The following is a 26,780-nucleotide window of genomic DNA, read 5'->3' as shown; positions in this document are numbered from 1 at the left end:
CACCCCCTCACGCGAGCCGAGCCACCACCGCGTCCAACAGCTGCGGCGCGCAGTGATGGGATGGCTAGTCAAAAAGGCATTCCCCAGCATACCGAGCGAGGTCGAGCCCGGCGGCCTGCCGCACACGGGAATCCAGCGTGTGCTCGTATGTCGTCCAAATCATCGGCTCGGGAACACCGTGCTGATGACACCGCTCATCGCCGAACTCGAGCGTTGGTACCCGGGTGCGGAGGTAGACGTACTGGGTGCCGGTGTGGCCGCGCTGCGCGTATACGGCGGCTATACGGGTTTGGGAGAGCTCCATGTTTTGGACCGTCGCGCCATCCATCATCCGCTGACGACATGGCGACTCCTTCGGATGTTGCGCAGGAAGCAATACGACCTCGTTATCGACGCGGCGTCAGGTTCCTCCTCCGGGCGCTTGGTGACAGCCACGGCCCGCGCTCGCTATCGAATCGGCGTTCGAACCCTCGCCTGCGGCGCGCCAACGCATCTTGCCGCCCGGCCGGTTCACGCCCTACGACTCGCACTTGGGGTTCCGATGGATGACCCGGTGCCATCGCTTGATCTGCGCCTTTCCGACGTGGAGCGCGCCAACGGCCGTGCCACGCTCGGTCGCGTTTTGAAAGCCGGTGCGACCGGCGACGCTCCGGTCTTGACGATCTTCCCTAACGCCACAGGCGCCAAGCGCTACGATCAGCATTGGTGGACGATTTTCCTCGCCGAGCTGGAGCGAGCCGCGGGCCCTTTTCGTATCATCGAACTGGTCGCCGCCGACGGAGTGTCCCGGGTCGGCAATCGCTATCCCACATACTTCACCAGCGACCCACGAAAACTCGCGTCGCTGATCGATGCGGCAGGTCTGTATGTAAGTGCGGATTGTGGTGTCATGCATCTCGCCGCTGGCACTACTGCACAAACGATCGGGCTGTTCGCCACGACCGATCCGTCACGTTATGCGCCCTATGGACCAGGTAACACGGCTCTGTGGACTGGCGACGATGGCCCTTCGGCGGTGGCCCACCGAGCGGCAGGCCACATCTTGCGCCAACGCGACAACACATAACGCCCTCGCCAGCCGGCTAGCGATCTGCACCCGCGATGGTCTTCTGCACCTTGCCGTCCTTATCCAGGAAATTAATTACAGGCGTGCCGTCGGCGGGCACTTTCATCTGGATGCGCTCCTTTCCGGCGCCGTCCATCATGGACAACGTGGCGGTTCCATCGTCGTCACGTCCCACCCAAATACGATTCTTGTTGTGCTCGTGTTCCTTGCTATCGGTTATCGATAAACCCGCATAGTGATTGTCCTTGTCGTCGACACCGATCAACTGGACGACTTGGTTTGCGTTATACCGATCGAATGACAAAGCACCGCCGGCATCAACGACTTCACCCTTGGCATTGCGCTTGCCGCCGAAAATGAGGCCGCCGTTCTCGGAGCCCTCGTCGTTGTAGAAAATCATTCCCGCCTGGGGACGATCGACCTTCGGCTCTTCTTTCCCTTATCGATACCAGACATATCGGTCGTCCCCACCTTCGATGACATTGAAGGCGCGGCGAAGCACGGTACGGTGAGGACTGTCGGGATCTTGCCCCTTGATGCCGTCCCCCGTAGCACCCTTCCCTACAAGTTCTGCAGTCTCCCCCGCTTCTTTGTCTCCTCGATAAAGAGTCATGGGCTTGACATCGGTTACTGGCGAAGCAAGTTCGATCAGTGCGATGTCGTTGGCCGAATCCAGGAATGCGTACAGCTTGGCGAAGTCACCGCTTGCCAATACGTCCTTGATTAACTGGTCAGGCACCTTGCTGTAACCGGGGTACAAAACAACGCGTTTGACTTTGCGCATCACACCGCTAATGGATACGTCACCTTCCATCCCTTGCATCGGCGCCGCGTGAGCGGCCGCAACTACCCATTGCGGTGCAATCAGAACGCCGTGCCCCTCACCGGCCAGATCTACCAGAGCGGGAAACTCTGATGTTGGAACACGGTATTTGGCGTCATCGACATCCGCCCTGACAACTACCGCGCCTGCGCTAGTTGATGCGACGAGGAGGCAAACAGCAAGCATCCATTTCATTTATCGATCCTTAGGTATGCAAGATGGTTGTCCGTACGCCTCGCCATCCTGTCCAACGAGACAGCCAGGCACGGACCGTTAAGCATGGTATCTTCAGGCGCGCAGGCGCAACCACTGGATAACCGGGGTGAGCGTCCACTCGTTCCCTCCTAAGGCATCGAAAAGCAAAGGACGCGCGGATGAACTATTGCAAGTGGTGTACCGCTCTGCTCGCGGCGACGATCTTCTCAGCGTCGACGAGCGCCGCCCCTGGCCCACGGCGCGACCTCGACGACATAGGCAAGGTCATTGCGCAGTTCCAGCAGGCGATCAAAGATAAGAACAAGGATGCGATGCAAGATTTGTTCGTGGACCAGAATTCTCCGCTCTCAGCATCCGCAAGTGACAAGACGCTTGCCATCGTCAGAGCGAAGAAGGCGGATGCTGCCAAGATCCTTCCTTCCACCAGTGCCAAGTTCGCGGAACAGGTTGGAACGGCTACGTCGCCGAATGAGGAGAGGTTCTCGAACATCAAGATCAATGCCGATGATGCTGTGGCGGCCGTTTCATTTGACTTCACTTTCCTCGTAAGTGCTAAGCCGGTGAACGTCGGAAAAGAAGCCTGGTTGCTCGTGAAGACAGAGAAAGGGTGGAAGATCAGCGCTATCGTCTACTCCATGAATTTCCCGGATAAAAGGTAGGCAAGCCGCCTTGACGCTTGGTTTGTCAGCCGTAGAAGCCAGCACGTACCGCTGCCGCTCCACCTCGTGATGTGCCCGCCGCCAAAAGGCTATTCCCGGCGAGGGAGGCGCGCGGTCGAGCTGCAGGGGACCTACTTCAACGGCAAATAAAGTTCACAAACCACCTCAGGCACCGGCCCCTTCGGCACCCTCGAGAAGTGCCGCTGGCAATAGATCGGAAAATCCCGCGCTTCCTCCCCGCTCTCCGGGAGCCAATCCCGATAGAGGTAAAGCGCGGCAGGCTCGAGGTTGTTCGTGTTGTGTACCACGCGGAGCACCGCGCAGCGTCCGCCGGGAATGACGCCCGGCTTCGCATGCGCATCGTCGACATCGATGAGCCGGTCGGTGCCGACGCACAGGTCCATGCTGTAGTCGGCAGGGTTCGCGGGCACCCGCTCGGAGCGGAAGATGTTGAACGTCGGGCTGGTGTCCGGCGACAAGCCCGCGGCTTTGCGCCAGGCGATGAATCGCGCGATGGTTTCGGGCAGGCGCTCCCGATCGCCGCGATGTTCGAAAATCGCCACAGGCGTGGGGGGCACATCGCGGATCGTTACGTCGTCCGGTTCGTAGGTTATTTTCATGAGCGTGTTCCTGGCATGGTCGAGGGGCCCAAAGGCGGCAATCCACGGGGCCCAGTCCGGCGACTTGCGGAAAGCCGAAGGCGACTGCCCTACCCTCTGTCGAAAGGCGCGGGCGAAGGCGTCCGGTGCGTCGTAACCCGCGTCGATCGCGATGTCCGTGACGCTTTGGGTATCCACATGAGCAAGTTGAAACGAAGCCCGCTGCATCCGTGCCAGTTGCACGTAGCGATGCACGGACAGCCCGAAGCTGGCCTTGAATTGCCGGTGGAAGTGAAACTTCGAGAAAGCCGCGACGCCGCTCAACGTATCGAGGTCCAGGTCGTCATCCAGGTGCCGATCGATGTGGTCGAGCACCCGTTGCATCCTGGCGTGGTAGGTCTTCAGCGTCGTCTTCATCAACTCGTTCCTGCGTGCCGAGACAGTTTGGCGCGGCGCCCCAACCCGCGCTCGACCGATCTTGCGATTTTGGACCCGGCGGGGCTTTAAATCGCCCACGACATCCACATGTCGATCCCAGCGCCATCGCCAACCCCGCCAAGGATACGAAATGAACACCTCGCAAAAAGTTGCCCTCGTCACCGGCGCCACCCGCGGCATCGGCCACGAAACGGTGCGACAGCTCGCCGAAGCCGGCGTCACCACCCTGCTCGCCGGCCGCGACCCGGCACGCACCCAGGCGGCCGCGGACAAGCTCAAGGCCGAGGGCCTGCCGGTCGAGCCGATCACGCTGGACGTCACCAATGGCGAGACCATCCAGAAAGCCGTCGCCGAGGTAAAGGCCCGGTTCGGCAAGCTCGACATCCTGGTCAACAACGCCGGCATCATCGTCGATGACGTGGCCAAGGCACCGTCCGAGCAGACCCTCGACGCGTGGCGCCAGACGTTCGACACCAACCTGTTCGCGGTCGTCGAAGTGACCCAGGCGTTCCTCCCGCTCCTCAAGGCGGCACCCGCGGCTCGCATCGTCAATGTGTCGAGCCTGTTGGGCTCGATCACGATGCACGTCGACCCGACGTCGCCTATCTACAGCTTCAAGGTGCCGGCGTACGACGCCTCGAAGAGCGCGCTCAATTCGTGGACCGTCCACCTTGCCTACGAACTCCGCGACACGCCGATCAAGGTGAACGTCGTCCACCCGGGCTACGTGCAGACCGACATGAACAGCGGCCAAGGCGAGATCGACGTGCCGACGGGCGCGAAGAGCAGCGTCGGCATGGCGCTGATCGGTGCCGACGGCCCGAGCGGAAGCTTCACCTATCTCGGCGAGACGCTTCCCTGGTAATCACTCTCGGGCCGCTCAACCGAGCGGCCCGGCAGTCCGCGGTGTTCGATCGCTTCGATAAGCACAGGCGTCAGCGCGGCTTGCCCCGGCGCTGTCCGGCTGTCATGAATGCAAGGAGTGCGGCGACCACCAGTACGGCGCCGCTTGCAACGAACGTGCTCTTGTAGCCGCGGCTGTCAAATAGCATGCCGCCGACGGTCGACCCCAACGCGATGGCACATTGGACGACGACAACCATCAGGCCGCCCCCTGCTTCGGCCTCTTCGGGCACCGTCTGCGCAAGCCAACTCCACCATCCGACAGGTGCCGCAGTAGAGAGCAGGCCCCAAAGAGCCAGCAACGCGGCGACGGGCCACAGCCACGAACCCCAAACGAGCAAGGCCGCGGCCACAGCTGCCATGAAGACGGGAATGGCGATGAGGGTGCGATAGATGCCGCGCTTCAGGAATACGCCGATCGCCACGGTGCCGATGAAGCCTGCCACACCCATACCCAACAAGATCAGTGCAAGCCCCGAGGCGTCCACGTGCGCAACCGTCTCCAGGAAGGGACGGACGTAGGTGAACAAGGCGAATTGGCCCATGAAGAACGCAGCGCATGCCGCCATGCCAAGGCGGACCACGCGGCGCTTCAACAGGGCGAACACCTTGGCTTTGCCCCCGCGCTGCTCGACCGGCATGCTGGGCAGGTTCATCCACTGCCAGCCAAGCGCGAACGCAGCTATCGGCAGCAGACAGAGGAACGCGCCCCGCCACCCGATCACCGCTCCCAGGTAGCTGCCCAGCGGTGCGGCGACGACCGTTGCAAGCGCATTGCCGCCATTGAAAATGGCCAGGGCGCGTGGGACGCGATCGGCCGGCACCAGGCGCATGGCCGTGGCCGCGGACATCGACCAGAAACCGCCAATAACGATACCGATCAAGGCGCGTCCGGCCATGTAGGTCGTGTAGTTCGGTGCAAGCGCCACCACCGCACCGGACAGCGCCATCAACGCGGTCAGGGCCAGCAGCAGGCGCTTACGGTCAATGGCGCCAGCAAGACGGGAAATCGAAAGGCTCGTAACGACCGCGAATGCGCCTGAGATCGCGATCCCGTATCCGGCGAGTCCTTCGCTGATCCCAAGGTCTGCCGCCATGGGCGTCAACAGGCTGACCGGCATGAATTCAGACGCGATCAACGCGAACACGCACAGCGTCATGGCAAATACGCCGCCCCAGTGCGCCCGTGCACCGAGCGACAAGGGTGCGGCGATCGAAGTTGAACTCATAGCGTCGTCGCCCTGGATTAGAACCAAGGTCATTCTGCCGCGACGCGACTTAGATGATTAGACGAAGAAAGCTTCTATGGCCTATTAGCCCACCTAATCAAACGAGCGCCACCGACGACCCGGCGACCACGTCCCCCACGTAACGCGACGGCGGCACGCCCGCGAAACGCGCGAACGCCACGCTGAAGGTGCTGGCGGAGCTGTATCCAACGCGCGCGGCGACGTCGGCGATCGTCGCCGTGCCTCTCTTGAGCAGGTCTTTTGCCAGGGCCATACGCCATGCCAACAGGTATTCCATGGGCGCGACGCCCACTGTCTGGCGGAAGCGCTCGAAGAATGCCGATCTCGACAACGCGGCTTCGCTTGCCAGTTCCGGCACCGTCCATGCGTGGCCCGGCTTTTCATGCATCCGACGCAGCGCCGCCGCCACGCGTTCGTCGGCTAGGCCGCGCAAGAGTCCCGGCATCTCCTTGCCGGCCGGTGTCGATCGAAGTGCCTCGATGAAGATGACCTCGAGCAACCGTGTGATGACGATGCTTCGACCCGGACGTTGGGCTCGCGATTCTTCCCCCACGAGTTCCACGAGGGTGGTCAGTCGCTTCTGGTCCCGGATATGGAGGAACTGCGGAAGCAACGACACCAGCAGGTCGGCGTCGGGCGATGCCAACACGCAGTGTCCCACGAGCGAACGGACGTTCACCGGTTCGTCTGGCGGACCGATACGGTACTCGCCCTGGCCCAGCGCCTGCGGTAACGACTGCGTATCGTCCGGCGGCGGATCGAAGCTGGTCATCGTGAAGTCCAGTGCCGCCGGGATCAAGACGAAGTCTCCCTCGCGCAACACTACCGGCGGGTGCCCGTCGACAGCCAAACGATACGTGCCTTCGAGCACCACGCCATAGAAGGGCTCGTCGTACTCCGTGCGTCGCAGGCGCCAGCGTCCTGCTGCCGCCACCATCTTGAAGTACCCGGCGCTCGGTTGGAGGAGCGACACCATCTCTGCGAGCGGATCGGCCATGCCGGACTCTGACAAATGAATCGAGGACTCTGGATGGTAGCAAGTCCAGGTCCGGGCGCCTATCGTGGTTTCCTCTCCCACCCAAGGATTTCCCCATGAAGACCGTCCTCATCACCGGCTGCTCGTCCGGTTTCGGGCTCGAGACAGCGCGCTGTTTCCTCGACAAGGGCTGGAACGTCATCGCGACCATGCGTACGCCGCGCGCGGATGTGCTCCCTCCGTCCCCACGCTTGCGTATTCTCCCGCTCGATGTCGGCAACGCCGAAAGCATCAGTCAGGCCATCTCGGCAGCGGGTCCTATCGACGTACTGGTCAACAACGCCGGCGTCGGCTTGCTGGGTGCGCTGGAGGGCCAGCCGATGGATGTCATTGCCGAGATCTTCCAGACCAACACGCTCGGCACCATCGCCATGACCCAGGCCGTCGTGCCGCAGTTCCGTGAGCGGGGCGACGGCGTGGTCATCAATGTCACCTCGACGGTCACCCTGCGCGCCCTCCCCCTCCTGGCGGTGTACACGGCGAGCAAGGCAGCGGTGAACGCATTCACCGAATCACTTGCGCTGGAGCTCGAACCGCTCGGTGTGCGCGTAAGGCTCGTGTTGCCCGGTTTGGCTCCGGACACGCGCTTCGGCGAAAACGCCAGGCCGCGCATGCAGGCGGAATCGCCCGAAGCCTATGCGGCCCTGCTGGGCAAGGTGTTCGAGGGATTCCAGAACCCGGGCCCTATCACCCGGTCCATCGACGTCGCCGAGGCGGTGTGGCAGGCGGCCACTGATCCTACCGTCCCCATGCGCCTGCCCGCGGGTGAGGATGCTCGGCAATTGGCCGCGGAAGTGGCGTGAGCTCAGCGACACAGTCGCTCCATGGGTCGACCGCGCCGATCGTTCGGCGCGGTCCACTGATTCACGGCTTCAGAGGCTTCTTGAAGCGGAGCATGAATCGGTCCGTCTTACCCTTCACCGCGGGATCGAACACCTTGAGCGTGTGGTCGTCAGCAGAACGGGCCAGTAACGACGATTCCTGATCCAGCACGAAGCCGGCCTTCTCGACCTCGGCCTTGACCGTCGCCGGGTCGATGCGATGCAGGTCTTCGGTGTTCTTGAGGCCCTGCCCCTTCGCGGCTGCGTGATCGACGACGACGTAGTAACCACCAGGTTTGAGCACATTGAAGATGGCCTGGTTGAAGCCATCCACGCTCGCGCCCTTCATGAAGCTGTTGTGGAAGTCGTGATAGTTCTCGAAGGTCCAGACCACATCGAACGTGTTGAACATGCTCGGAGGCGGCGGCTGGGCCAGCGGGTCCGAGATGGCTTCCACGTTGCCGCGCCCCGGTTCGGCCGCCAGTGCCTTGGCGACTGCCACAGGGTCGCTCTTGAACCCGGCAATCTCGGCGGGAACATAGGCGTACACCTTGCCTTTGGCGCCCACGATCGGCGAGAAAAGCCTCGTCCAGTAGCCGCCGCCGGGCCAGACATCCAGCACGGTATCGCCCGCCTTCACCTTCGAAAAGGCCAGCAGGTCCGCAGGGCGGCGAACCGCGTCCTGCTCGGTGTCCTTTGCCGGGCGATGCGCATCGGCGACAGCGGCGGCGATCGCGGAGTTGGATGGAGGTGGCGTGGCCGCCATCGCCCCCGCCGAAAGAGCAGCGGCGGTAAGCGCCGCGGTCACGATCACGCATTTCATAGTGGCATTCCTCTGGGCACCTGGCCCGTCTACCGAGCAGCAATCACATCACTGGCAATTCCGCGCCGACTTCACCGTGGGATCTTTCCCGGGCTGGCGGGCCGAAGGCGAGTGGATGAAGACCATCGCGCCGTCGCCCTTGAAGGGTTCTCTGACCTCGATCACGGCAGTCGCCGTTCCGCGTTCGCAACGGTGATGGTCTGGCCTCCCGCCACTTTTTTCGTCGCGCTGGCGGGGAATTCCGGGCCGACGGCGTCGAGCACGCATTGCGCGAACGCGTCACCTGTCTTGGTGGTGCTGAATGAAGCGAATGGCGAGGTACGGCTCAGCGTGTCGGACGTCGAGGCATTCGCGACGCAGGCAACAACGATGAGGCTTGCTAGCAACGTGTACCGCATAGACACCTCCGAGGTACGAGCTTCTGCACAAGACCTGGTAACGGCCTTCACGGCAGCCCCTTCAGTCTCGACTCCGAAGGCCGCGCCTGCACTTCTCCGTCATCATTCCACCGGACGGTCCCATTGGCTAGTGTCACACGCATCCTCGCCTTGGCAGCAGGGGCCGCGATAGCCGCGGCGCTGCTCCTGCGCCCGGACCGTCCCATCGGCCGACTGCGGAGGCGCTACGGCACGGCGACGTCCCGCTTTGTGCGATTGCGCAACGGCGTGGTCGTGCACGTGCGCGACGAGGGGCCTCGGGACGGGCCCGCGATCGTCCTGTGCCACGGCATGCTCGGCGACGTGGCCATGTGGGATGCATGGGCGCGGGCCTTGCGGCCACGATACCGGGTGATCCGGTTCGACTGGCCCGGGCACGGCCTCACCTGGGCACCTCCGTCATACCGCCACACGGTGCAAGGGGGCTGCGCGCTGCTTCGCGAGCTGCTCCACCTATGGGACGTCGAGGCGCCCATCATCGGTGGACAATCCCTCGGCGCGGACATCGCCTGGCGGTACGCGCTTGCCGAGCCGGAGCGTGTAGCGGGGCTCATCCTCGTGAATGCTTCCGGCTGGCCCGATAGCCGCCTCGGTTACAAAGCGGCAGCAATGGCATGGCGGGCGCTGAAGTCGAGGCGCTTGCGTCGCTTGCTTGGCGCGCTGGAACCCGGGCCGTTCGTGTACCTCACCAGCTGGATGACCTTCTTCCCGAGTCGCCCACCCACCAGCGTCGTGCACCGCTATCGCGACTTGCTGTTGCATCCCTTGCACCGCTGCGCATTAGGCGAACTCCTGTCGGGCTGGGATGAGCGGCCTCCGGCAACGCGGGCATCATTGCGCACCCTTCGCGCGCCGGTACTGGTTCTGCATGGCGCCGCCGACCTGGCAGTCCCCGCGGCGCACGCGAGGGCCTTTGCCTCCGCCATCGATGGCGCCGAGCTTCACGTGCTCGCTGGAGCGGGACACCTGTTACCTATGACGCATCCTGCGAAAACCGTGGCGCTTGTGGAACGCTGGCTCGATCGGCTGGACTTCCGGCCCGGTTCGACTCAAGAACTCGAGCATCGTCCGGTTGAATAGCTCCGGCCGCTGCAGCGGAGCGAAGTGGCTTACGCCGGGAAGAAGTACGAAGCGGGCTCCCCGAATATGGTGGGCTATGTATTCGGCATGCTCGCGCTCGATGAACTCATCATGCTCGCCGAGGACGCTCCACACGGGAACGGCGACTTCACCCAGTTCGTTCGGTCCGTAATCCGGTTGAGTCGCCTGCATCGCGCCCAGGTCGTCGCGCATGGCTTCGAAGTCATCGGGCGTGGGCGAAAGCGCCGCGTACTCATTGACGTGGTGGCCGTAGATCCGGTCGATCACGTCCGACGGCTCGAAGGGCTTTGTCCCCGAAGGGTCGACATTGCAGGCGAAAAAGAAGACGCCGGCGGAGCGATCCGGCGTTCGCCGAGAAAGGACAAGGGCGATATCCGCGCCATCGCTCCAACCGATGAAAGCGGCCTTGGCGACGCCGAGCGCGTCCATGACGGCCCGAGTGTCGGACGCCATGAGTTCGTAGCTATAGGGCCTGTCATCGCGCGTCGAGCGGCCTTGGCCACGACTGTCGATCACCACGGCCGTATAGCCCGCCTCGGTTAGCGCGGGAACCTGATAACCCCAGTTACCCGAGTTCCCGAGCCCGCCATGCAACAGGACCACGGGCGGTCCCGCACCGAAGCTGGCGTACCAGATGCGAGCGCCTTCGTTATCGACATAGCCGCTGGCCACAGGTGCGGGGAGCGGTGGGACGCCATGAACCGCGAAATAGGTCAGGTCGTCGTCGCTGAGCCCTGTGGTCGAAGGCGGCGAGCCATGGTCCATGGAGTCTTATTCCGAAAAGTCGAAGTCATCGGCCAGGTAACCAGCAAGGAGATACTGAGGCATCGTCTTCTCCTGGGGCAAGATCGGCCAGCGGCGCGGCCTACGCCAAGGCGGGAGCCGGATAGCGGAGCAGCCCGTCGTCCTGGACGACGGCCGCTTCCGTGAGACGTGCAGGCTCGACGTGACCCACGTCGAAGAGGTGCAGGACATCGCGGCCCGCGGCGATCGCGTAGTCGGTGATGATGCGACGGTGGCAGCGCCACCAGAGGACTTCCGAGCACATCATCGCGCAGCGCTGTCCTTCACTGAGGCGAAGCAAGGTCTCGAAGGACGACTGGAATGCCGCGGACATCGCGTGGTCGGCATAATTGTGGAAGGCGGTGACTTTCCAGAACCCGTTGACCTCCTGTGGGATGTCCCTGGATTTGCGACGTCGCCCCCCAAGATCCGGAAGGTACTCGTACCGCATCCCGGCCGCGGCCAGGGAGTCCGGCAGGTCCTCGATGTTGAACTGCGGGTTCGTGCGGGAGCGTGGGAATGTCCGCACGTCGACGACACACTCGATGGCCGCGTCCGTGAGGACCGCCAGGAAGTCATCCAGCTGGCGGTTGGAGTGGCCGATCGAATAAAGCGGCAGGTCAGTCGGCATGTTTCAGCGCAGTGCCCTTATGGGCGGCGACGTGGTCCGTCTTGTCACTCTTGATCTCATACTGGGGCTCCTCGGGCGTGGCCCGACGCGGGTGACCCTTGTACTCGAAATCGCGCGTGTGGATCTTGGTGATCGTTCCCGTGACATAGCCCGCTTCCGAGTTCCAGCGGACGTGGTCGCCAATCTTGAACGTCGTCGTCATGCTCGTGCACCGTCCCTAAGACCGCTACAAGGTGCCCTCATCCGGGCCAAGAACGAGTGAAGTCCCGTCGGACCCGGCATGGCCGCAAGGGCTCGGGGGCTGACTACCGGCACATGCGCTGGCCCCGCGAGGCTTCTTATGGTCGGACGTTTGCACTCCCTCCAGGGGCCCCACGATCATGCGCTATTCCCTTCCCCTGAGCATCGGCCTCGCGCTGAGCGCCGTCGCGTGCTCGCCTTCGGCGCCACCGGCACCGCCGCCGTTGACCGACCTGACCTCCAATTCCGGCGCGCCGCTCACACCCGAGCAGCAGGCCGTGACCTTCGAACATGCGAACCTGCGTTTCCGGGTGGATCCGGAGGCGCGCCGGCTCGCGGGCGACGCCACGCTCACCTTCCAGCTAAAGGCGCCGCTCAAGCGCGTGGTGCTGGACCTCGACCGGAACCTGCCCATCGATGCCGTGGAAGTCGATGGTCAGCGCCTGCCGTCGACCGCCTATCGCAATCCCGAGGGCCACCTCGAAGTCGACCTTCCGCACCCGCTGGCGGCCGGTGCCACGACGGCTGTGCGCGTGATGTACCACGGCCGTCCCCATGAAGCGGTCAAGCCACCGTGGGACGGCGGCATGGTGTGGTCGACCACGCCCGACGGCAAACCCTGGATCGCCACGGCGGTGGAAGGCGAAGGGTGCGACCTGTTCTGGCCCTGCATCGACCACCCGACCGGCCGTCCGAAACTCGTCGACGAGTTCGTGACGGTCCCCGCGCCGCTGGTGGCAGTGGGCAACGGCGTCGCCGTCGGCATGGAGGAAAAGGACGGGATGCGCACCTACCATTGGCGCGCCCGCGAAGTAAGCACTTATGGCATTTCGCTGAACATCGGGCCTTATCGCGAACTCACGGCCACGTACACGAGCCGGTTCGGCGACAGCTACCCCATGCATTACTGGTACGTGGACGACGAGGCCAAGGCAAAGGTGCTGTTCGCCGAGTTCCCGCACATGCTCGACTTCCTCGAAGGGACGATCGGCCCGTATCCGTTCCGCTCGGAGAAAATGGGCGTCGTGGAGACGCCGTACAAGGGGATGGAACACCAGACGGTCAACGCGTATGGCAATGAATACGCGAAGACGCCCTACGGTTACGACGACCTCCTGCAGCACGAGCTGTCGCACGAGTGGTTCGGCAACCAGGTGACCAACGCCAACTGGGACGACATGTGGATCCACGAGGCCTTCGCGACCTACATGCAGCCCCTGTACGCCGGATCGATCGGTGGGAAGCAGGCCTATTTCGCCAGCCTCATGCGTTTGCGCAGCATCCTCGCCAACCACCACCCCATCGTCTCGGGCAAGCCGCGCCGGGAGGAGGACGTCTACAACGACGAGCGCGGTGGCCCGGGCCAGGACATCTACAACAAGGGTGCACTCATGTTGCATACCTTGCGGAACGTCATCGGCGACGATGCCTTCTATCGGTCCGTGCGACTGATGGTCTATGGCACTGAACACCCCGTCCCTGGAAACTTCGCCCCGCGCTATGGCACGACCAGGGAATTCGTCGACATCGTCGATAAGGTCACCGGCAAGGACATGCGCTGGTTCTTCGATGTCTACCTCTACCAGGCGGCGCTGCCGGACCTCAAGGTGGAGCGCGACGGGCAGACGCTGCACCTTGCCTGGTCCGTCCCCGGCAATGGCCCCTTTCCCCTTCCGGTGGAAGTGCAGGTGGGCGACCAACGCGTGACCCTGCCGATGACGGAAGGCCGTGGCGACGTGACGCTACCCAACGAGAACGCGTTGTACGTCGTCGATCCCGAGTCGAAGCTCCTGCGGCGCGATGCAGGGATGGAGGCCTATAAGGACTATGTGGAGCAGCGCAAGGCGAAGCAGAAGAAGGCCAGCTAATCGGCGATCGCCGCACCATGCCAAGGGGTGACCGCCGCGTCGCGGCGCGCGGTCACCCTGCCCCAGGCGCCGCTACTTGCCCTCGAATGCAGCCCGGATCTTCGCGATGTCGATCTTCTGCATCGTCATCATCGCCTGCATGGCGCGGGCCGCCGCGGCGCTGTCGTCGCTCATGAACATCGGGATCATCTGCCGTGGCACGATCTGCCAGGAAAGTCCGAACTTGTCCTTGAGCCACCCGCAATCGCCCTCGCTGCCGCCGGCGCTGAGCTTCGACCACAGCTCGTCGACCTCGTCCTGCGTTTCGCAATCGACCATCAGCGAGATAGCTTCCGTGAAGGGGAAGTTCGGCCCCGCGTTCAGTCCAAGCAGCGGCTGGCCCTCGATCTCGAAGCGCATCGTGAGGACCTTGCCCTTCTGCGATGGCACCGCATCGCCGTAGTGCGATATCTCGAGGATGCGGCCGTTCTTGAATATGGAGAGGTAATGCGCCACCGCCTCCTCGACATTGAAGTTGAACCACAGACAAGGCGTGATCTTGGCGGGAACGGTCGTCATGGAACCTCCGGCATCAGCGTCAGGGTCGGGGCACACTAAACCACAACCCGCGCACCACGATAGTGACCTCAGGCCTGGAACAGGCCGATCTGCGCGCTCGTGAGCTGGGCGAAGCTGTCGTTCAAGGGCGCCAGGATGGCGTCCGCGATGGGCTCGAGCTGGTTCGACAAGTAATGCTCGTAATCGAGCCGGGACGTGACGTTCTCGAGAGGCTCCGGCCCGTTCACGGTCATCACGTAGCTGATCCAGCCGCCGTTCTGGTACCGCTGTGGCCGATCTTTCCGCGCATTGTATTCGTCGGCGACGCGCGCGGCGCGCACCTGCGGAGGCGTGTTGCGCTGGTAGTCGCTCAACTTGCCGCGCAGGCGCTTGCGATACACCAGGAGGTTGTCGAGCTCCCCTGCCCGCAGGCGCCGCGCATAGTCCTTGACGAACGCGGCATGGGGCTGCTCCTTGAACACGAGGAGGTAGAGCGCCTGCTGGAACTGTTGCGCCAGCGGCGTCCAGTCGGTGCGCACGGTTTCAAGGCCACGGTAGACGACCTCTTCGGCACCGTCCTCGCCGACGACCAGTCCGGCGTAGCGCTTCTTGCTGCCTTCCTCGCTACCGCGAATGGTCGGCATGAAGAAGCGCTGGTAGTGCGTGTCGAACTCGATCTCCAGGGTGCTTTGCAGCCCCAGCGTGCTGGCGAGGTGGTCCTGCCACCACCGGTTCACCGTTTCCACCAGACGCGCCGCGATGGCCTCGGCTTCCGCCTCGCTGCGTCGCTGCTTGAGCCAGATGAAGATCGAGTCGGTGTCGCCGTAGATCGCTTCGTACCCTTCGGCCTCCACCAACTCCCGCGTGCGGCGCATGATCTCGTGCCCGCGAAGCGTCACGGCCGACACCAGACGCGGATCGAAGAAACGGCAATCCCTCGCACCGAGCACGCCGCAGAACGAGTTCATCAACAGCTTCAATGCCTGCGACAACGGCTGGTTGCCCCGACGCTTGGCCTCGTCGCGACGCTCCCAAAGCTGGGTGACGATGGCCGGGAGGCAGTGCGTCCGGCGGGAGAAGAAACTGCCGTCGAATCCTGGGACCGACGCGGACGGCGACGGATCGAGCAGCCCCTCGACCATCCCCACCGGATCGACGAGATAGGTGCGGATGATCGACGGATAGAGGCTCTTGTAATCGAGGACCAGCACCGAATCGTAGATGCCTGGCCGCGAGTTCATGACGAAACCGCCCGGGAAGGCCGCATTGGCTACGTCGCCGACGTTGGGCGCGACGTAGCCGGCGCGGTGCATGCGCGGCAAGTAGCAGTGGCTGAAGGCTGCGATCGAGCCACCGAAATGATCGGCGGCGAGGCCCGTGACGTGGGCCCGCTCGAGCAGGAACTCGAAGAGCTTCGCCTTGGCGAAGATCCGTGTCACCAGCTCGCAATCCTTGAGGTTGTAACGAGCCAGCGCGACCTTGTCCTCGCGGAATCGTCGCTCGATTTCTGCCATTCGATGGTAGGGATCGTCGATCGCCTTGCCCTCGCCGAGCATGCTCTGGGCGATGTATTCGAGGCTGAAGGATGGCGAGCTCCACTGCGCCGCGCGCAGTGCCTCGATGCCGTCGATCACGAGGCGCCCGGCGGTCGGTGCGAACAGGAAGCCTTCGCGGGTGCCATGCGCCCGCCATTCGATCGGAAGGCCGCCGCGCCCAAGGAGCAGCGGGACGCGATGCGCATCGGCATGCTTCTGGAGCAGGTGCAGGTCGAACTGCACCAGGTTCCAACCGATGATCGCGTCCGGGTCATGGACCTGGAACCATGCATTCAGGCGCTCGATGACCTGCCCCGCATCCGTGCAGTAGTCCAGGTCGAAGTCCTCCGGGTGCCCGGCACCGAAGGCCGTCTCACCGATCATGTACACCTGTCGCTGGCCGCAACCTTCCAACGCCACCGAGTAGAGGTCGCCGTGGGCGCTTGTCTCGATGTCCAGGGACACCGCGCGCAGCACCGGCCGGTAATCGGCGTCCGGAGCCATGCGAGGATCGAGGATGCGATCGCCTTCCGCCGTGCCGCCCTCGATGCCGACGGCCGCGGTGATGAAGCGCTCCATCATGTACCGGTCAGGCGGCCGGACGTCCGCCTCGTACAAAGGCACCCCGCGCTCCCTTAGGCGCCTCTCGAGAAGCACCATCTGCTTGTGGCTGCGCGTATAGACGCCCAGCACGGGTTCCTGGGCAAACGTCTTCAGCGGCAACGGACGAAGGTCGGCGGCCGCGCTACCGCGAGCGGTGGCCTCGATCTCCGTATGTTGCGACTGCCTGGCGAACGCCACCGACGGCTGCGCCGACACGACGACCTGCCGGGGACCGTCGTCGGTCGCCAGCCAGAATTCGAGATCGGTGCCATGTCCCGTATCCCGCCAACGGCGGGTCAGGATGAAGCCCGGTCGTGTCGGGGAAGTCACCTCGGCTTTTCCTATCGGCAGGCGGCTGCGGGCCCGTAAGGGGGCGCCTGCACCAGCACCAGCGCCAATGATACCCGTCCACGGAATATGAACGAGTCATTAGGAAAACGTGCACGCCAGGGGCGATGCCATTAACGTCGTCATGACGCTTTTGCCTTATTGCCGACACAGAGGCGACGTTTACTTGACGCGTGTCGCAAAAACGGCACTCGTCGCTTTGAGGCTTTCCGGAGGCCATCTATGCTGGCACCGTGATCGATCCCCCCTTCCCCATCCATGGGGATCGATATCGGCGAAGGACATCGTGTTGAGCACGAGCGGCGTCGGCACGGGCGGAACGTCATCGCCTGCCGGGTAGCGCCCGCCTCATGACCCAAGTGACGCACCAGGCCGGTGCGAAGAGCGCTTGCCCAAACGTGGCGCGCGGTTTCCGGCTGCGTAAAACACCTTGAAAAGAAGGCATTCACTGCAAGAAAAGGCTTCCCGGCACGTTCATACTTCCAGCGGTATAAACGTCTGGACGTCTATTTAGATTCGGGAACGGCGCAGCCGCATGACGACAAAGATTGACCTGGTTCATGACGACGACACTATCGATCTCAATGCGCTGTTCGGTACGTTGCTCGACCACAAATGGCTCATCGTGGCCATCACCGGCACGTTCTTCGTCGTCGGCGTGCTGTACACGATGCTCGCCACGCCGATCTACCAGGCCACGGCCGTCGTGCAGGTCGAGCAAAAGACGCCCAGCCTTCCCGGGCTGAGCGACCTCACCCAGTCGCTGGGTACCACCGCGTCGCAGGCGACGACCGAAATCGCGCTGATCACGTCACGACTCGTCATCGGACAGGCCGTCAACGACCTGCGCCTCGACATCCAGGTGCAGCCACAGCGCTTCCCCCTGATCGGTGACTACCTTTCACGCGGCAGGAAACCCGGCCAGCCCGCGCCCCCACGTTTCGGTCTCAGCCGATACGGCTGGGGTGGCGAAGTGGTGGACATCTTCAAGCTCGACCTGCCGGATACGTTGCTGGGAAAGAAGCTGGAGCTGCGCGCGGGGGACAACGGCCGCTACGCGCTGTACGACGACGACGGCAAGCGCATCCTCGAAGGCTCGGTGGGACAACGGGTCCAGCGTGCCGGCGCGACGATGCAGATCAAGAGCCTCGTGGCCAACCCCGGCACGCGCTTCGACGTCATCGTCCAGCCAACGCTGAGCACGATCAATCGGTTGCAGGGCGACGTCGTGGCGTTGGAGCAAGGCAACGACTCCGGCATCATCGGGCTCACGTACAACAACGCCGACCCCGACCTCGCACAGCAAGTCCTGGCGCGCGTCACGGGCGCTTATGTACGCCAGAACGTAGAGCGGAACTCCGCCGAAGCGGCAAGCCAGCTGCAGTTCGTCAAGGACCAGCTTCCCAAGGTGCGCCAGGAACTGGACAGGGCCCAGTCGGCGATGAATGCCTTCCAGACGAAGTCGCACTCGATCGACCTCAGCATGCAGACCAAGGGTCTGCTCGACCAGATCGTCGCGGTGGAGAACAACATCCAGCAGTTGCACCTGCAGGAGGCGGACATCGACCGTCGCTTCACGCACGACCATCCGGCCTACAAGGCGCTGCAGCAGCAGATGGGACAGCTCCAGGCACAGAAAGACCAGATGCAGAAGCAGGTGGGCGACCTTCCCGACACGCAGCAGCAACTGCTCAAGCTCAACCGCGACGTCCAGGTCAGCAGCACAACGTATACCAGCCTGCTCAACCAGGCCCAGCAACTCGACATCGCACGGGCCGGCACCGTGGGCAACGTCCGTGTCGTCGATACCTCGGCGGTGGACAAGACCCAGCCCGTGCAGCCGCGCAAGGCCCTCGTGGTCGTCGTGGCCACCTTCCTCGGCGGCTTCCTCGCGTTGGCCTTCGTGTTCCTGCGTCAAATCCTCAACCGGGGCATCGAAGATCCCGCGGCCATCGAGGATCTCGGCCTGCCCGTCTACGCGTCCGTCCCGCTGGGTTCCGGCCCCGGCGTCCGGGCCCCGAAGAACCGCCACGGCAAACCCGCTCGCGGCCCCCTCCTCGCCATCGGCTCACCTTCCGACCTCGCCATCGAGGCGATCCGCAGCCTGCGTACCAGTCTGCACTTCGCCCGGCTGGAGGCGAAGAACAACGTCCTCATGATCACCGGCTCCAGCCCGTTCGCGGGCAAGACCTTCGTCTCGGCCAACCTCGCCGCGGTGATTGCCCAGGCGGGCCAGCGCGTGTTGCTGGTGGACGGTGACATGCGCCGCGGCACGCTGCACCAGGTGCTCGGCATCAAGCCGGCGCTCGGGCTGTCCGACCTCCTCGTGGGTGGCGCCGAACTGGCCGACGTGGTGCAGGCGGGCCCCTTGCCCAACGTCTCGTTCGTGAGCCGCGGCCGGGTGCCGCCCAATCCGTCCGAGCTGCTGATGCATGAGAACTTCACCCGGTTCATTGCCGCCGTGGTGCCGTCCTACGACCTGATCATCATCGATACGCCGCCGATCCTGGCGGTGACCGATGCGGCCGTCATCGGCCACCACGCCGGCACCAGCCTGCTGGTGGCGCGCTTCGGGCTCAACAAGGCGCGGGAACTCGCCTTGGCCAAACAACGCTTCGAACACAACGGCGTGGAACTGAAGGGAGCGATCTTCAACGCCGTCGAACGCCGCACGTCCGGTTACTCCACGTACGCCTACTACAAGTACAAGGCCGACCCGGCCTGACCCCGCATGAAGCGAAGACCATGACGCGCATCCTGATCGTCGGAAACCACACCTGCGGAAACCGCGGTGATTGCGCCATCCTCCGAGGCCTGCTCGAATGCCTGGAAGACGCACTCCCCGGCCGCCGGATCGATGTCACCAGCCGCTTTCCGGTGAGCTCGGAATACTTGCTCGGCCGTGCCCTCCTGCCCGATACCCTGAATCGGTACTACCTGGATGCGGGCAAGCAGCGGTTCGGCGCACTGCGCGCCACCGTGCTCCGCCGCCTGGTCCCGCGATTGCTGCATGCCCATCTCCGCCGGCGCTGGTGGGCCCGCTGGGTGCCGTTGCCGCGTCTCCATCGCGAGTACATCGCCTCGCTGCAGGCCTACGACATCGTGATCCAGGTGGGCGGCTCGTTCTTCGTCGACCTCTACGGCGCCACACAATACGATCAGGCCACGTGTGCGCTGCTCGCCGGGCGCCCCATCTACCTCGTCGGCCATAGCGTCGGGCCGTTCGAGCACGCGTTCTTCCGCAAGGTGTCGCAGGACGTGATGGCACGGGTGGACGCCCTGGCGTTGCGCGAAGAGGTCAGCGCGCGGCACATGCAGGACGCATCCATTCCGCAGGACAAACTGAGGTGGACGTCCGACACGGCGTGGCTCGTGCATCCCGGCGCGCCCGTCGAGGTGGACACCGCGAAGCCCACGGTGGCCGTGACGTTCCGAGAACTGGCGCCCTTCGACAAGCGTCTGGGTGTCACGCAGGCGCAGTACGAAGGCGCCTTCGCCGAACTCCTCGACGCGGTCATCGACGCCGGTTTCCATGTCCGTGCGTTCTCGACCTGCACGGCTATCGATGGTTATCCGAAGGACGACCGCATGATCGCCCTGAAGGTGCGATCGCGCCTCCGCCGACCGGAGGCGTGCCATGTCGAGATGGACGAACTGAACGACGTGGAGCTCGGCCGGCGCCTGGGCGCCTGCGTCCTGACCATCGGCACGCGACTGCATAGCGCGATCATTTCGATGAATTTCGGTACGCCGTCGGTCGCCCTCAACTACGAGCACAAGTCGGAAGGCATCATGAAACGCCTCGGCGTCGACGACCTGGCGATGCCGGTGCAGTCGCTGCTGGACGGCACGCTGCGCGACAAGGTGCTCGCGCTCCTTGCCGATAGTGGCTTGCGGACCCGTGTCGCGACCGCCGTCGCACGTGAGAAAGCCTTCGCACGCGAATCCCTCCTCGCCACGCTCGCCATAGGGCCCTGAGCCATGTCGGTCCTCTTCGTCCTTCCCGAGTTCCCCAGGTATTCGGAGACCTTCGTCATCGATCAGATGATCGGTCTGCTGGATCGCGGCTTCGATGTACGCATCCTCGCCGTCAGCCGTGGCGCGCCCCCAAAAGCCGGCGACATCGTGGCGCAGCGCGGCCTGATGGACCGTGCGACCTTTATCTTTCCCCATGCGGCCAGCGGGTCGGCCGGTTGGCAGGTGGCGCTGCGCCGCTTGCGCGACGTGCTTCCCGGCCTGCCTCGCGCACGGGTTCGCCGCGCCCTCTCGGTCCGCCGCTACGGCCACGCGGCACGGAGCCTCGTCCTGGCGGGCGCTGCCCGGCGGCTCCGTGATCCGCTCAAGGCGCACGCGATCATTGCGCACTTCGGCCCCACCGGCGTGCTCGCGGCCCACCTGCGCGCGTTGGGACTGCTGGAGGGGCCGCTGTACACGGTGTTCCACGGTTACGACCTGTCGCAACACAGCGTGCTCGCCCGACATGTCGAGGACTACCGGCGACTGTTCGCCAGCGGCGAGCACATGTTGCCGATCAGTGCGCTCTGGAGCCGCAAGCTCATGGCCCTCGGCTGCGCGCCGGAGAAGATCCAGGTGCACCGCATGGGGGTCGATCTCGACAGCTTCTGCTTCGCGCCGCCCGAAGGCCGCGTGCCGACGCAAACGCGCCCTCTGCGTGTCCTTTGCGTGGCGCGGCTGGTGGAGAAAAAGGGCATCGCGTATCTCTGCGATGCCGTGGCACAGCTCGCGTGGCGGCGTGTGCCTGTCGAGCTCGAGGTGGTCGGGGACGGCCCGCTGCAAGGCGAACTGGAGCGGTTCGTCGCCGCCAAGGCGCTCGGCGAACGGATCTTCATCCGTGGTCGTCGCGACAAGGCGTATGTGCAGGCCGCCCTCGCCCGTGCCGATGTCTTCGCGCTGCCGAGTGTCACCGCCGTGGACGGCGACCAGGAAGGTATTCCCGTCTCGCTGATGGAAGCCATGGCCAGTGGCGTGCCCTGCCTCTCGACCGTGCACAGCGGCATTCCCGAGCTGATCGAGGACGGCCGCTCCGGCTGGCTGGTGCCCGAGCGTGACGTGGACGCGCTGGCCGACAGGCTGGCGAGCATACAGCGAGGCGATTACGACCTCCCCGCCATTGCCCGCTACGCGCGGCGCACGGTCGAGACCCATTTCAACCAGAGCCGGTTGCACGACCAGCTCGCCGCGCGGTTGGCCTAGGAGATCCGCCCCATGTCTTCCGCCAGACGCGATGCCCTCTGGACCGCCGGCTCCACCGTCGTCAGCGCAGCGAGCCAATTGCTGCAGATCGCCGTGCTCGCCCACCACGTCGATGCGCACCTGCTGGGTGCGCTCGCCATCGTCAACGTCGTGAACGCCATCGCCACGCTGCTGCAGGACATGGGCCTGAGCAGCTACCTCGTGCACCGCCAGGACATCGACCGCCGCGAGCGGACATCGTTGTTCATGATCAGCGCGGGGCTTGGCTTGTTCTCGGCCCTCGTGCTGTTCGTGATCTCTTACCCGGTCGCCGACTTCTACGGCTCGGATGCCCTCGGTGGCTTGTTGCGGCTGTCGACGCTGAACTTCGTCCTGTTGGGTTTCGCCGCGCAATACCAGGCCAGCCTGATCAAGTCGTTCCGGCTCCCGCGGCTGGCACGCATCGAGGTCGCGGGGCGATTGTCGGGCCTTCTCACGCTGCTGGTCATGGTCTTCGCCTTCGGCGCCTCGATCGAGGCGGCCGTGTACGCGATGATCGTCAACAGCCTCGTGCGGCTCGTGTGCTTCGTCGCCGTGGCCGAGCGCGACTGGCACCCCGGGCGCGGCTTCGATCGCGCCATCGTGCGGCAGGCGTTGCGCTACGGCGCCTTCCAGCTCGGCTCGCAGGTGATCAACCAGCTGCGCAGCCAGGCCGATCAGATCATCCTGGGCAAGTTCCTGGGACTTGCGGCGCTCGGTGTGTATTCGCTCGCCAAGGAGCTGGTGCTGCAACCGACCAAGCTGATCATGCCCGTCGTCCAGCGGCTGGCCCTGCCGCGACTGGCGACGCGGCAGGACGATCCGGCGGCACTGCGGTCCCTCTACATCACGGGGCTGCGTGTCGTGTCCGTGGCCGCCGCCGGCGTATTCGTCATGCTGGCCGTCTTCGCCCCGACGGCCGTGACCATCCTCTACGGCCAGCGCTACGCCGGCGTGTCGCACCTCATCCCGTTGATGCTGCTCTTCGGCATGCTGCGCCCCCTCGGCTCCCTGATCGGCGCGCTCAGCCAGAGCCTCGGCCGCTCCGACATCGAATTCGGCTGGAACGTCAGGATCTGCGGCATCACCTTGCTGGTCACGGTGATCGGCGCGTACTCGCGCTCGCTCGAGGTCATGGCGATCGCCCTGGCCGTGAGCCAGGTCCTCGCGACCATCCTCTCGTACTACTTCTTTTCCTCCCGGATCATCCGCATCACCGCCCGTGAGTTCTTCGGATCATGGATGGTGGAAAGCCTCGTGCCTTACCTCTTCCTGATGCTTGCCGTGGCGCTTTACCCCGGCGAGGACTGGAAGGCCAGCGTCGTGCGTTTCGTGCTGGTGATGCCGCCCCTCCTGTGGGTCGCCTGGCGCAACCGCGACACCTGGCTGGCTCGCGGCGTGCAGCCGGTAGGTGCCTGACGATGAATACCCAAGCAGACGCGACCATGAATCCTCCCGCCGCGCCGTTGGTGAGCGTTTACATCCCCACGCGCAACCGATCGGCGCTGCTCCGACGTGCTATCGATTCGGTGCTTGAGCAGACGTGGCCACGGATCGAGATCCTGGTCTGTGACGAGGCGTCGACGGACGACACCGCGGAGGTGGTGGCGTGGTATGCCCGCTGCCACCCGGGGAAATTCGTCTACTTGCGCAACGAGACGCCGCAAGGTGCCTGCCGCGCGCGCAACCGCTGCATCGAGCACGCATCCGGCACCTACGTCACCGGTCTCGACGACGACGACTTCTTCCACCCGCAGCGGATCGAATGCCTAGTCGACCTCTACCGCCGGCACAAGCCCTCGTTTGCCTGCAGCCGTTTCCGCTACTTCCAGGCCGTTTCCGAAGTGACCGCGCTGCGCGATCGCCTGCACGGTCCGGCGGAACTGGCGAAGACCGAGCCACTCGGCCTGCCGGCGCTGCTGTACGCGAACCTCGCCGGCAACCAGGTGCTTACCGAACTCAGCCGCATGCGCGAACTAGGCGGCTTCGATGAAGCGATGCCGTCGTGGCAGGACTACGACATGTGGATCCGCCTGGCGGACCGCTACGGACCCGCGGTGCGCTCGCCCGTGCTGCTGTCCTTCGTCGACGACGACCGCTCGCGCGCCCGCATTCGCAACTCCAGTCGGCGCGCGGAAGGTAGCGAGCGCTTCATCGCCAAGCACCAGCGCTTGATGAATGCGGACCAGCGCCGCAACCATCGCAACATCCAGTACGTGATGAACAGGGAACGTCCGCCGCTGGGCGAGATCGTGCGCAACGTGTCGATCGGCGGCTACAAGTCGACCGTGAAGCTGCTGCTGCATAAGTTCTTCGGCGTGGCGATCGGCTGAGGAAGGGGCGCCGATGCAGATCAACAAGACACGCGCCGCCGCCATCGTCCTCATGGCGATGCTGTTCGTGCAGGTTCCGTTGACCCACAGCGCGGCCAGCAAGTCGCACGTGAATGTCTACCACATCCTCCTCTTGCTCATGCCGGTGCTGTACCTGCCCGCGCTGCGCTACCTGAAGCTCAACCCCGCCACCGCCTTCATCGCCACGATGGGCCTGACATCGCTCGCCGCCGCCGCGACGTACGGCGGCGGGATGCGGTCGACCCTGATCGTCTTCGTGGCGGCGTCGTACTTCCTCGGCATGGTATTCGGCCGCAAGCTCCCCGACATGGACCTGCGGCGAATCTTCGTGTGGATGCTCGGTTGCTGCATCGTGTTCATCCTCGTCCGCGATGCCGTCTACGCCGGCCAGCTGGGCGCGGTCTACGCCCGCAGCGAGGGTGCCTCGGGCGTGCTGTACATGTCGACGGGCGGCAGGAACATCGAGGCCAGCCTGCTAGCGCTGCTGTCCATCCTGCTCCTCGGCACGCGGGCCTACCCGATCGCCGCCGGTATCGCCTTCCTGACCAGCGCCACCATGCTCTCGCGTGCCGGCCTCGTCGGTGCGGCGGTTTCCATCGGCATCGCGGCCTACCGTGCGAGGAAGACGCGCTCCTACTATCTCTATACGTTTCTCGGCGTCGCCATGGTCGTGCTGGTGGCGGGCTTGGTGGTCTCGTCGGTGGTGGACATTCCCGTCCTCGATCGCTTCAACCTGCAGGCGGAGACCCAGCTCGAACACAAGAACGTAGGCCGGCTCGCCCTGTGGAACAGCGCGACGCAGGCGCTGGAGCAGAATCTCTTCGGCTACGGCGTCGGCAACGGCGTCCCGTTGATGGAGCAGATTTCCGGGTTGACCTTCGTGGAGAACAACGTCCACGACATTTACCTGCAGTTCCTCCTCGAAGGCGGTGTCCAGTCGCTGTTGCTCTTCCTGGCGATGGTGCTACACATCCTGTTTCGTCCGGCGGAGGGCCAGCAGCGCAACATCAAAGCCTTCCTGTTGTGCTACCTGATGCTCGCCTTCATCGAGTTCAGCGGGTACGAAGCCTATTTCTGGTTCTTCGTCGGCATGTTCTATGCGCGGGAAGACGTGCGCCGGGCACGTCGCAGGCGCGGCCCCCTCATCAACAAACCTCCATGCGGCATCCCTCGCCATGCTTGACGATTTCCGCGCGGACGTGCGCCGCTACACATCCCTGCCGGGCTACCGCGGCCTGCTGTGGTGGATGCTCGACCAGTCGTTCTGGGTCATCCTCAGCTATCGGCTGATCGCGACCGCCCGCGGCACATGGATGCACGCGCCGCTCCGCGTGCTCGAAAAATTGGCCGAATTCGTCTTCAAGTGTTATCTGCCGACGACGACGACCATCGGCCCGGGCCTGGTGATCTACCACGCTTTCGGCGTGATCGTGAACGGCAAGACGACCATTGGCGCGAACTGCACGCTCTACGCCCGTGTCTGCATCGGCAACCGCTGGCCAGGAGACGGTACGCCGGTCATTGGCGACAACGTCACCATCGGCACCGGCGCCTGCATCTTCGGCCCCGTCGTCATTCCCGACAACTTCGTGGTGAAGGCCAACGCGGTCATCACCCCATCCTCCCTACCCACGCCCCCCGTTGGAGCAGCGTCATGAGCGAGGCCACCGTCAGGCTTTCCATTGTCATCATTACCTGGAACGAGAGGGAGAACCTGCAACGCTGCCTGCTCTCCCTGCTGGACAAAGTGGACTTCACACGCGACGAGGTGATCGTCGTCGACAACGGCTCGACCGACGGCAGCGCCGAGTTCGTCGCGACGCTGCCGCAGATCCGGTACTTTCCCCTCGAGCGCAACTTCGGCGTCGGCCCGGCGCGGAACAGGGGCCTGTTCCTGGCACGTGGCAAGTACTGCATGACCCTCGACAACGACACCATCTTCCTCACGAGCGATCCGGGGAGCATCGTGGAAGACTTCTTCGGCACGCACCCCGACGCGGGTGTCGTAGGCTTCGAACTGCTCAACGTGGATCGCACGCGACAGGATTCGACGCGCCGGTTCCCGCGCTTCTACCAGCCGATCGCGGCACGGGTACCCATGGCCCGCATGCTCGGCTTCGTCCGCCGCGAGCTGGAACGGCACCTGATGCTCGACACGCGCTTCGACGAAGGCAGTGACCCGCTGGAAGTCGACTACGTGCTCGGGGCGAACCAGACCTTCACGAAGGACGTGGCGGCACTCCTGATGGGCTACGACGATCGCATCTTCTTCGGCCCGGAGGACGCGGAATTCTGTGTGCGTACACGCAAGCTCGGTCTGCGCAACTACTACTGCCGCAGGATCTCGGTGGTCCACGACTACAAGCGGCGCACGCGCAAGTTCTCGAAACTGACGATCAAACACCTCGCCGGCTTCGCCTACATGCTGAGGAAGCACGGCGGCGTCTATCGTTACTCGTTGAGCGAGCGGCGCTGAG

26 protein-coding genes are annotated in these 26,780 nt (G+C 64.3%); 14 read left to right on the top strand and 12 right to left on the bottom strand.

Annotated features, from left to right (window positions below; all coding sequences use genetic code 11):
- The first annotated feature begins 184 nt into the window (after nucleotides 1-184).
- Entirely contained in the window at nucleotides 185-1,066 is an 882-nt protein-coding gene (locus tag ACQKIE_RS03645) for a glycosyltransferase family 9 protein (RefSeq protein WP_427455875.1), read from the top strand.
- 16 nt (nucleotides 1,067-1,082) lie between these two features.
- Here ACQKIE_RS03645 and ACQKIE_RS03640 read toward each other — a convergent pair whose 3' ends face one another.
- Nucleotides 1,083-1,466, bottom strand: coding sequence for a hypothetical protein (locus ACQKIE_RS03640; RefSeq protein WP_427455873.1), 384 nt, complete (start codon nucleotides 1,464-1,466; stop codon nucleotides 1,083-1,085).
- Nucleotides 1,467-1,505: 39 nt separating this feature from the next.
- Nucleotides 1,506-2,084: a trypsin-like serine protease gene (locus ACQKIE_RS03635; RefSeq protein ID WP_427455871.1), complete on the bottom strand. Its 579-nt coding sequence runs from the start codon at nucleotides 2,082-2,084 to the stop codon at nucleotides 1,506-1,508.
- A 179-nt stretch (nucleotides 2,085-2,263) separates the two neighbouring features.
- Here ACQKIE_RS03635 and ACQKIE_RS03630 point away from each other — a divergent pair, with 179 nt between their 5' ends.
- Nucleotides 2,264-2,764 carry a hypothetical protein gene (locus ACQKIE_RS03630; RefSeq protein WP_427455869.1) on the top strand — a complete coding sequence of 167 codons (501 nt, stop codon included), beginning with the start codon at nucleotides 2,264-2,266 and terminating at the stop codon, nucleotides 2,762-2,764.
- Nucleotides 2,765-2,895: 131 nt separating this feature from the next.
- Here ACQKIE_RS03630 and ACQKIE_RS03625 read toward each other — a convergent pair whose 3' ends face one another.
- Nucleotides 2,896-3,888, bottom strand: a complete 993-nt coding sequence (locus tag ACQKIE_RS03625) for an AraC family transcriptional regulator (RefSeq protein ID WP_427455867.1) — start codon at nucleotides 3,886-3,888, stop codon at nucleotides 2,896-2,898.
- Nucleotides 3,889-3,931: 43 nt separating this feature from the next.
- Between ACQKIE_RS03625 and ACQKIE_RS03620 the strand changes: the two genes are divergently transcribed.
- Entirely contained in the window at nucleotides 3,932-4,666 is a 735-nt protein-coding gene (locus ACQKIE_RS03620; protein WP_427455865.1) for an SDR family oxidoreductase, read from the top strand.
- Between the two features lie 70 nt (nucleotides 4,667-4,736).
- Here ACQKIE_RS03620 and ACQKIE_RS03615 read toward each other — a convergent pair whose 3' ends face one another.
- On the bottom strand, nucleotides 4,737-5,933 hold the full coding sequence (locus ACQKIE_RS03615) for an MFS transporter (RefSeq protein ID WP_427455863.1): 1,197 nt from the start codon (nucleotides 5,931-5,933) through the stop codon (nucleotides 4,737-4,739).
- A gap of 97 nt (nucleotides 5,934-6,030) precedes the next feature.
- Nucleotides 6,031-6,951, bottom strand: a complete 921-nt coding sequence (locus ACQKIE_RS03610) for an AraC family transcriptional regulator (RefSeq protein WP_427455861.1) — start codon at nucleotides 6,949-6,951, stop codon at nucleotides 6,031-6,033.
- A 95-nt stretch (nucleotides 6,952-7,046) separates the two neighbouring features.
- Here ACQKIE_RS03610 and ACQKIE_RS03605 point away from each other — a divergent pair, with 95 nt between their 5' ends.
- Entirely contained in the window at nucleotides 7,047-7,793 is a 747-nt protein-coding gene (locus tag ACQKIE_RS03605) for an SDR family oxidoreductase (protein WP_427455859.1), read from the top strand.
- A gap of 61 nt (nucleotides 7,794-7,854) precedes the next feature.
- Here the strand turns inward: ACQKIE_RS03605 and ACQKIE_RS03600 are convergent, their stop codons facing one another.
- Both ACQKIE_RS03600 and ACQKIE_RS03595 read right to left on the bottom strand, forming a co-directional pair.
- Entirely contained in the window at nucleotides 7,855-8,634 is a 780-nt protein-coding gene (locus ACQKIE_RS03600) for a class I SAM-dependent methyltransferase (RefSeq protein ID WP_427455857.1), read from the bottom strand.
- Nucleotides 8,635-8,795: 161 nt separating this feature from the next.
- Complete coding sequence (locus ACQKIE_RS03595) at nucleotides 8,796-9,032, bottom strand: hypothetical protein (RefSeq protein ID WP_427455855.1); 237 nt, start codon at nucleotides 9,030-9,032, stop codon at nucleotides 8,796-8,798.
- 150 nt (nucleotides 9,033-9,182) lie between these two features.
- On the opposite strand from ACQKIE_RS03595, the gene ACQKIE_RS03590 reads away from it, so the two are divergent.
- Nucleotides 9,183-10,151 carry an alpha/beta fold hydrolase gene (locus ACQKIE_RS03590; protein ID WP_427455853.1) on the top strand — a complete coding sequence of 323 codons (969 nt, stop codon included), beginning with the start codon at nucleotides 9,183-9,185 and terminating at the stop codon, nucleotides 10,149-10,151.
- Here the strand turns inward: ACQKIE_RS03590 and ACQKIE_RS03585 are convergent.
- The 3 genes from ACQKIE_RS03585 to ACQKIE_RS03575 form a co-directional block, all read right to left on the bottom strand.
- Nucleotides 10,041-10,937 (bottom strand): alpha/beta fold hydrolase, encoded by an 897-nt coding sequence (locus ACQKIE_RS03585; protein WP_427455851.1) that lies wholly within the window; start codon nucleotides 10,935-10,937, stop codon nucleotides 10,041-10,043. The genes ACQKIE_RS03590 and ACQKIE_RS03585 overlap by 111 nt on opposite strands.
- A gap of 100 nt (nucleotides 10,938-11,037) precedes the next feature.
- Nucleotides 11,038-11,586 (bottom strand): DUF488 family protein, encoded by a 549-nt coding sequence (locus tag ACQKIE_RS03580; protein ID WP_427455849.1) that lies wholly within the window; start codon nucleotides 11,584-11,586, stop codon nucleotides 11,038-11,040.
- Complete coding sequence (locus ACQKIE_RS03575) at nucleotides 11,576-11,788, bottom strand: DUF2945 domain-containing protein (RefSeq protein ID WP_427455847.1); 213 nt, start codon at nucleotides 11,786-11,788, stop codon at nucleotides 11,576-11,578. Before ACQKIE_RS03575 ends, ACQKIE_RS03580 begins: the two co-directional genes overlap by 11 nt.
- A 178-nt stretch (nucleotides 11,789-11,966) precedes the next feature.
- Between ACQKIE_RS03575 and ACQKIE_RS03570 the strand changes: the two genes are divergently transcribed.
- Nucleotides 11,967-13,694, top strand: coding sequence for a M1 family metallopeptidase (locus tag ACQKIE_RS03570; protein WP_427455845.1), 1,728 nt, complete (start codon nucleotides 11,967-11,969; stop codon nucleotides 13,692-13,694).
- Nucleotides 13,695-13,766: 72 nt separating this feature from the next.
- Here the strand turns inward: ACQKIE_RS03570 and ACQKIE_RS03565 are convergent, their stop codons facing one another.
- Both ACQKIE_RS03565 and ACQKIE_RS03560 read right to left on the bottom strand, forming a co-directional pair.
- Entirely contained in the window at nucleotides 13,767-14,252 is a 486-nt protein-coding gene (locus tag ACQKIE_RS03565) for a VOC family protein (protein ID WP_427455843.1), read from the bottom strand.
- Between the two features lie 68 nt (nucleotides 14,253-14,320).
- Nucleotides 14,321-16,699, bottom strand: coding sequence for a DNA polymerase II (locus tag ACQKIE_RS03560; RefSeq protein ID WP_427455841.1), 2,379 nt, complete (start codon nucleotides 16,697-16,699; stop codon nucleotides 14,321-14,323).
- Nucleotides 16,700-17,252: 553 nt separating this feature from the next.
- On the opposite strand from ACQKIE_RS03560, the gene ACQKIE_RS03555 reads away from it, so the two are divergent.
- Genes ACQKIE_RS03555 through ACQKIE_RS03520 form a run of 8 tightly spaced genes read left to right on the top strand, consistent with a single transcriptional unit; the run spans nucleotide 17,253 to nucleotide 26,779 of the window.
- Complete coding sequence (locus ACQKIE_RS03555) at nucleotides 17,253-19,442, top strand: polysaccharide biosynthesis tyrosine autokinase (protein WP_427455839.1); 2,190 nt, start codon at nucleotides 17,253-17,255, stop codon at nucleotides 19,440-19,442.
- A gap of 20 nt (nucleotides 19,443-19,462) precedes the next feature.
- On the top strand, nucleotides 19,463-20,695 hold the full coding sequence (wcaK, locus tag ACQKIE_RS03550; RefSeq protein ID WP_427455837.1) for a colanic acid biosynthesis pyruvyl transferase WcaK: 1,233 nt from the start codon (nucleotides 19,463-19,465) through the stop codon (nucleotides 20,693-20,695).
- Nucleotides 20,696-20,698: 3 nt separating this feature from the next.
- A complete protein-coding gene (locus ACQKIE_RS03545; protein WP_427455835.1) occupies nucleotides 20,699-21,931 on the top strand; it encodes a glycosyltransferase in 1,233 nt (410 codons plus the stop codon).
- A gap of 12 nt (nucleotides 21,932-21,943) precedes the next feature.
- Nucleotides 21,944-23,368, top strand: a complete 1,425-nt coding sequence (locus tag ACQKIE_RS03540) for an MOP flippase family protein (RefSeq protein ID WP_427455833.1) — start codon at nucleotides 21,944-21,946, stop codon at nucleotides 23,366-23,368.
- A gap of 2 nt (nucleotides 23,369-23,370) precedes the next feature.
- Nucleotides 23,371-24,282 (top strand): glycosyltransferase family 2 protein, encoded by a 912-nt coding sequence (locus ACQKIE_RS03535; RefSeq protein ID WP_427455831.1) that lies wholly within the window; start codon nucleotides 23,371-23,373, stop codon nucleotides 24,280-24,282.
- Nucleotides 24,283-24,295: 13 nt separating this feature from the next.
- Nucleotides 24,296-25,486, top strand: a complete 1,191-nt coding sequence (locus tag ACQKIE_RS03530) for an O-antigen ligase family protein (protein WP_427455829.1) — start codon at nucleotides 24,296-24,298, stop codon at nucleotides 25,484-25,486.
- On the top strand, nucleotides 25,479-25,961 hold the full coding sequence (locus tag ACQKIE_RS03525) for a serine O-acetyltransferase (RefSeq protein ID WP_427455827.1): 483 nt from the start codon (nucleotides 25,479-25,481) through the stop codon (nucleotides 25,959-25,961). The genes ACQKIE_RS03530 and ACQKIE_RS03525 overlap by 8 nt, the downstream gene beginning before the upstream one ends.
- Nucleotides 25,958-26,779 carry a glycosyltransferase family 2 protein gene (locus ACQKIE_RS03520; RefSeq protein WP_427455825.1) on the top strand — a complete coding sequence of 274 codons (822 nt, stop codon included), beginning with the start codon at nucleotides 25,958-25,960 and terminating at the stop codon, nucleotides 26,777-26,779. Before ACQKIE_RS03525 ends, ACQKIE_RS03520 begins: the two co-directional genes overlap by 4 nt.
- The last annotated feature ends 1 nt before the right edge of the window (nucleotide 26,780 follow it).

The organism is Luteibacter sp. NPDC031894 (assembly GCF_050273135.1).
In the GTDB taxonomy this organism is placed as follows: Bacteria; Pseudomonadota; Gammaproteobacteria; order Xanthomonadales; family Rhodanobacteraceae; genus Luteibacter.
Note: the sequence above shows the minus strand (reverse complement) of the source record. Positions and strands in the feature narration are given on the sequence as shown.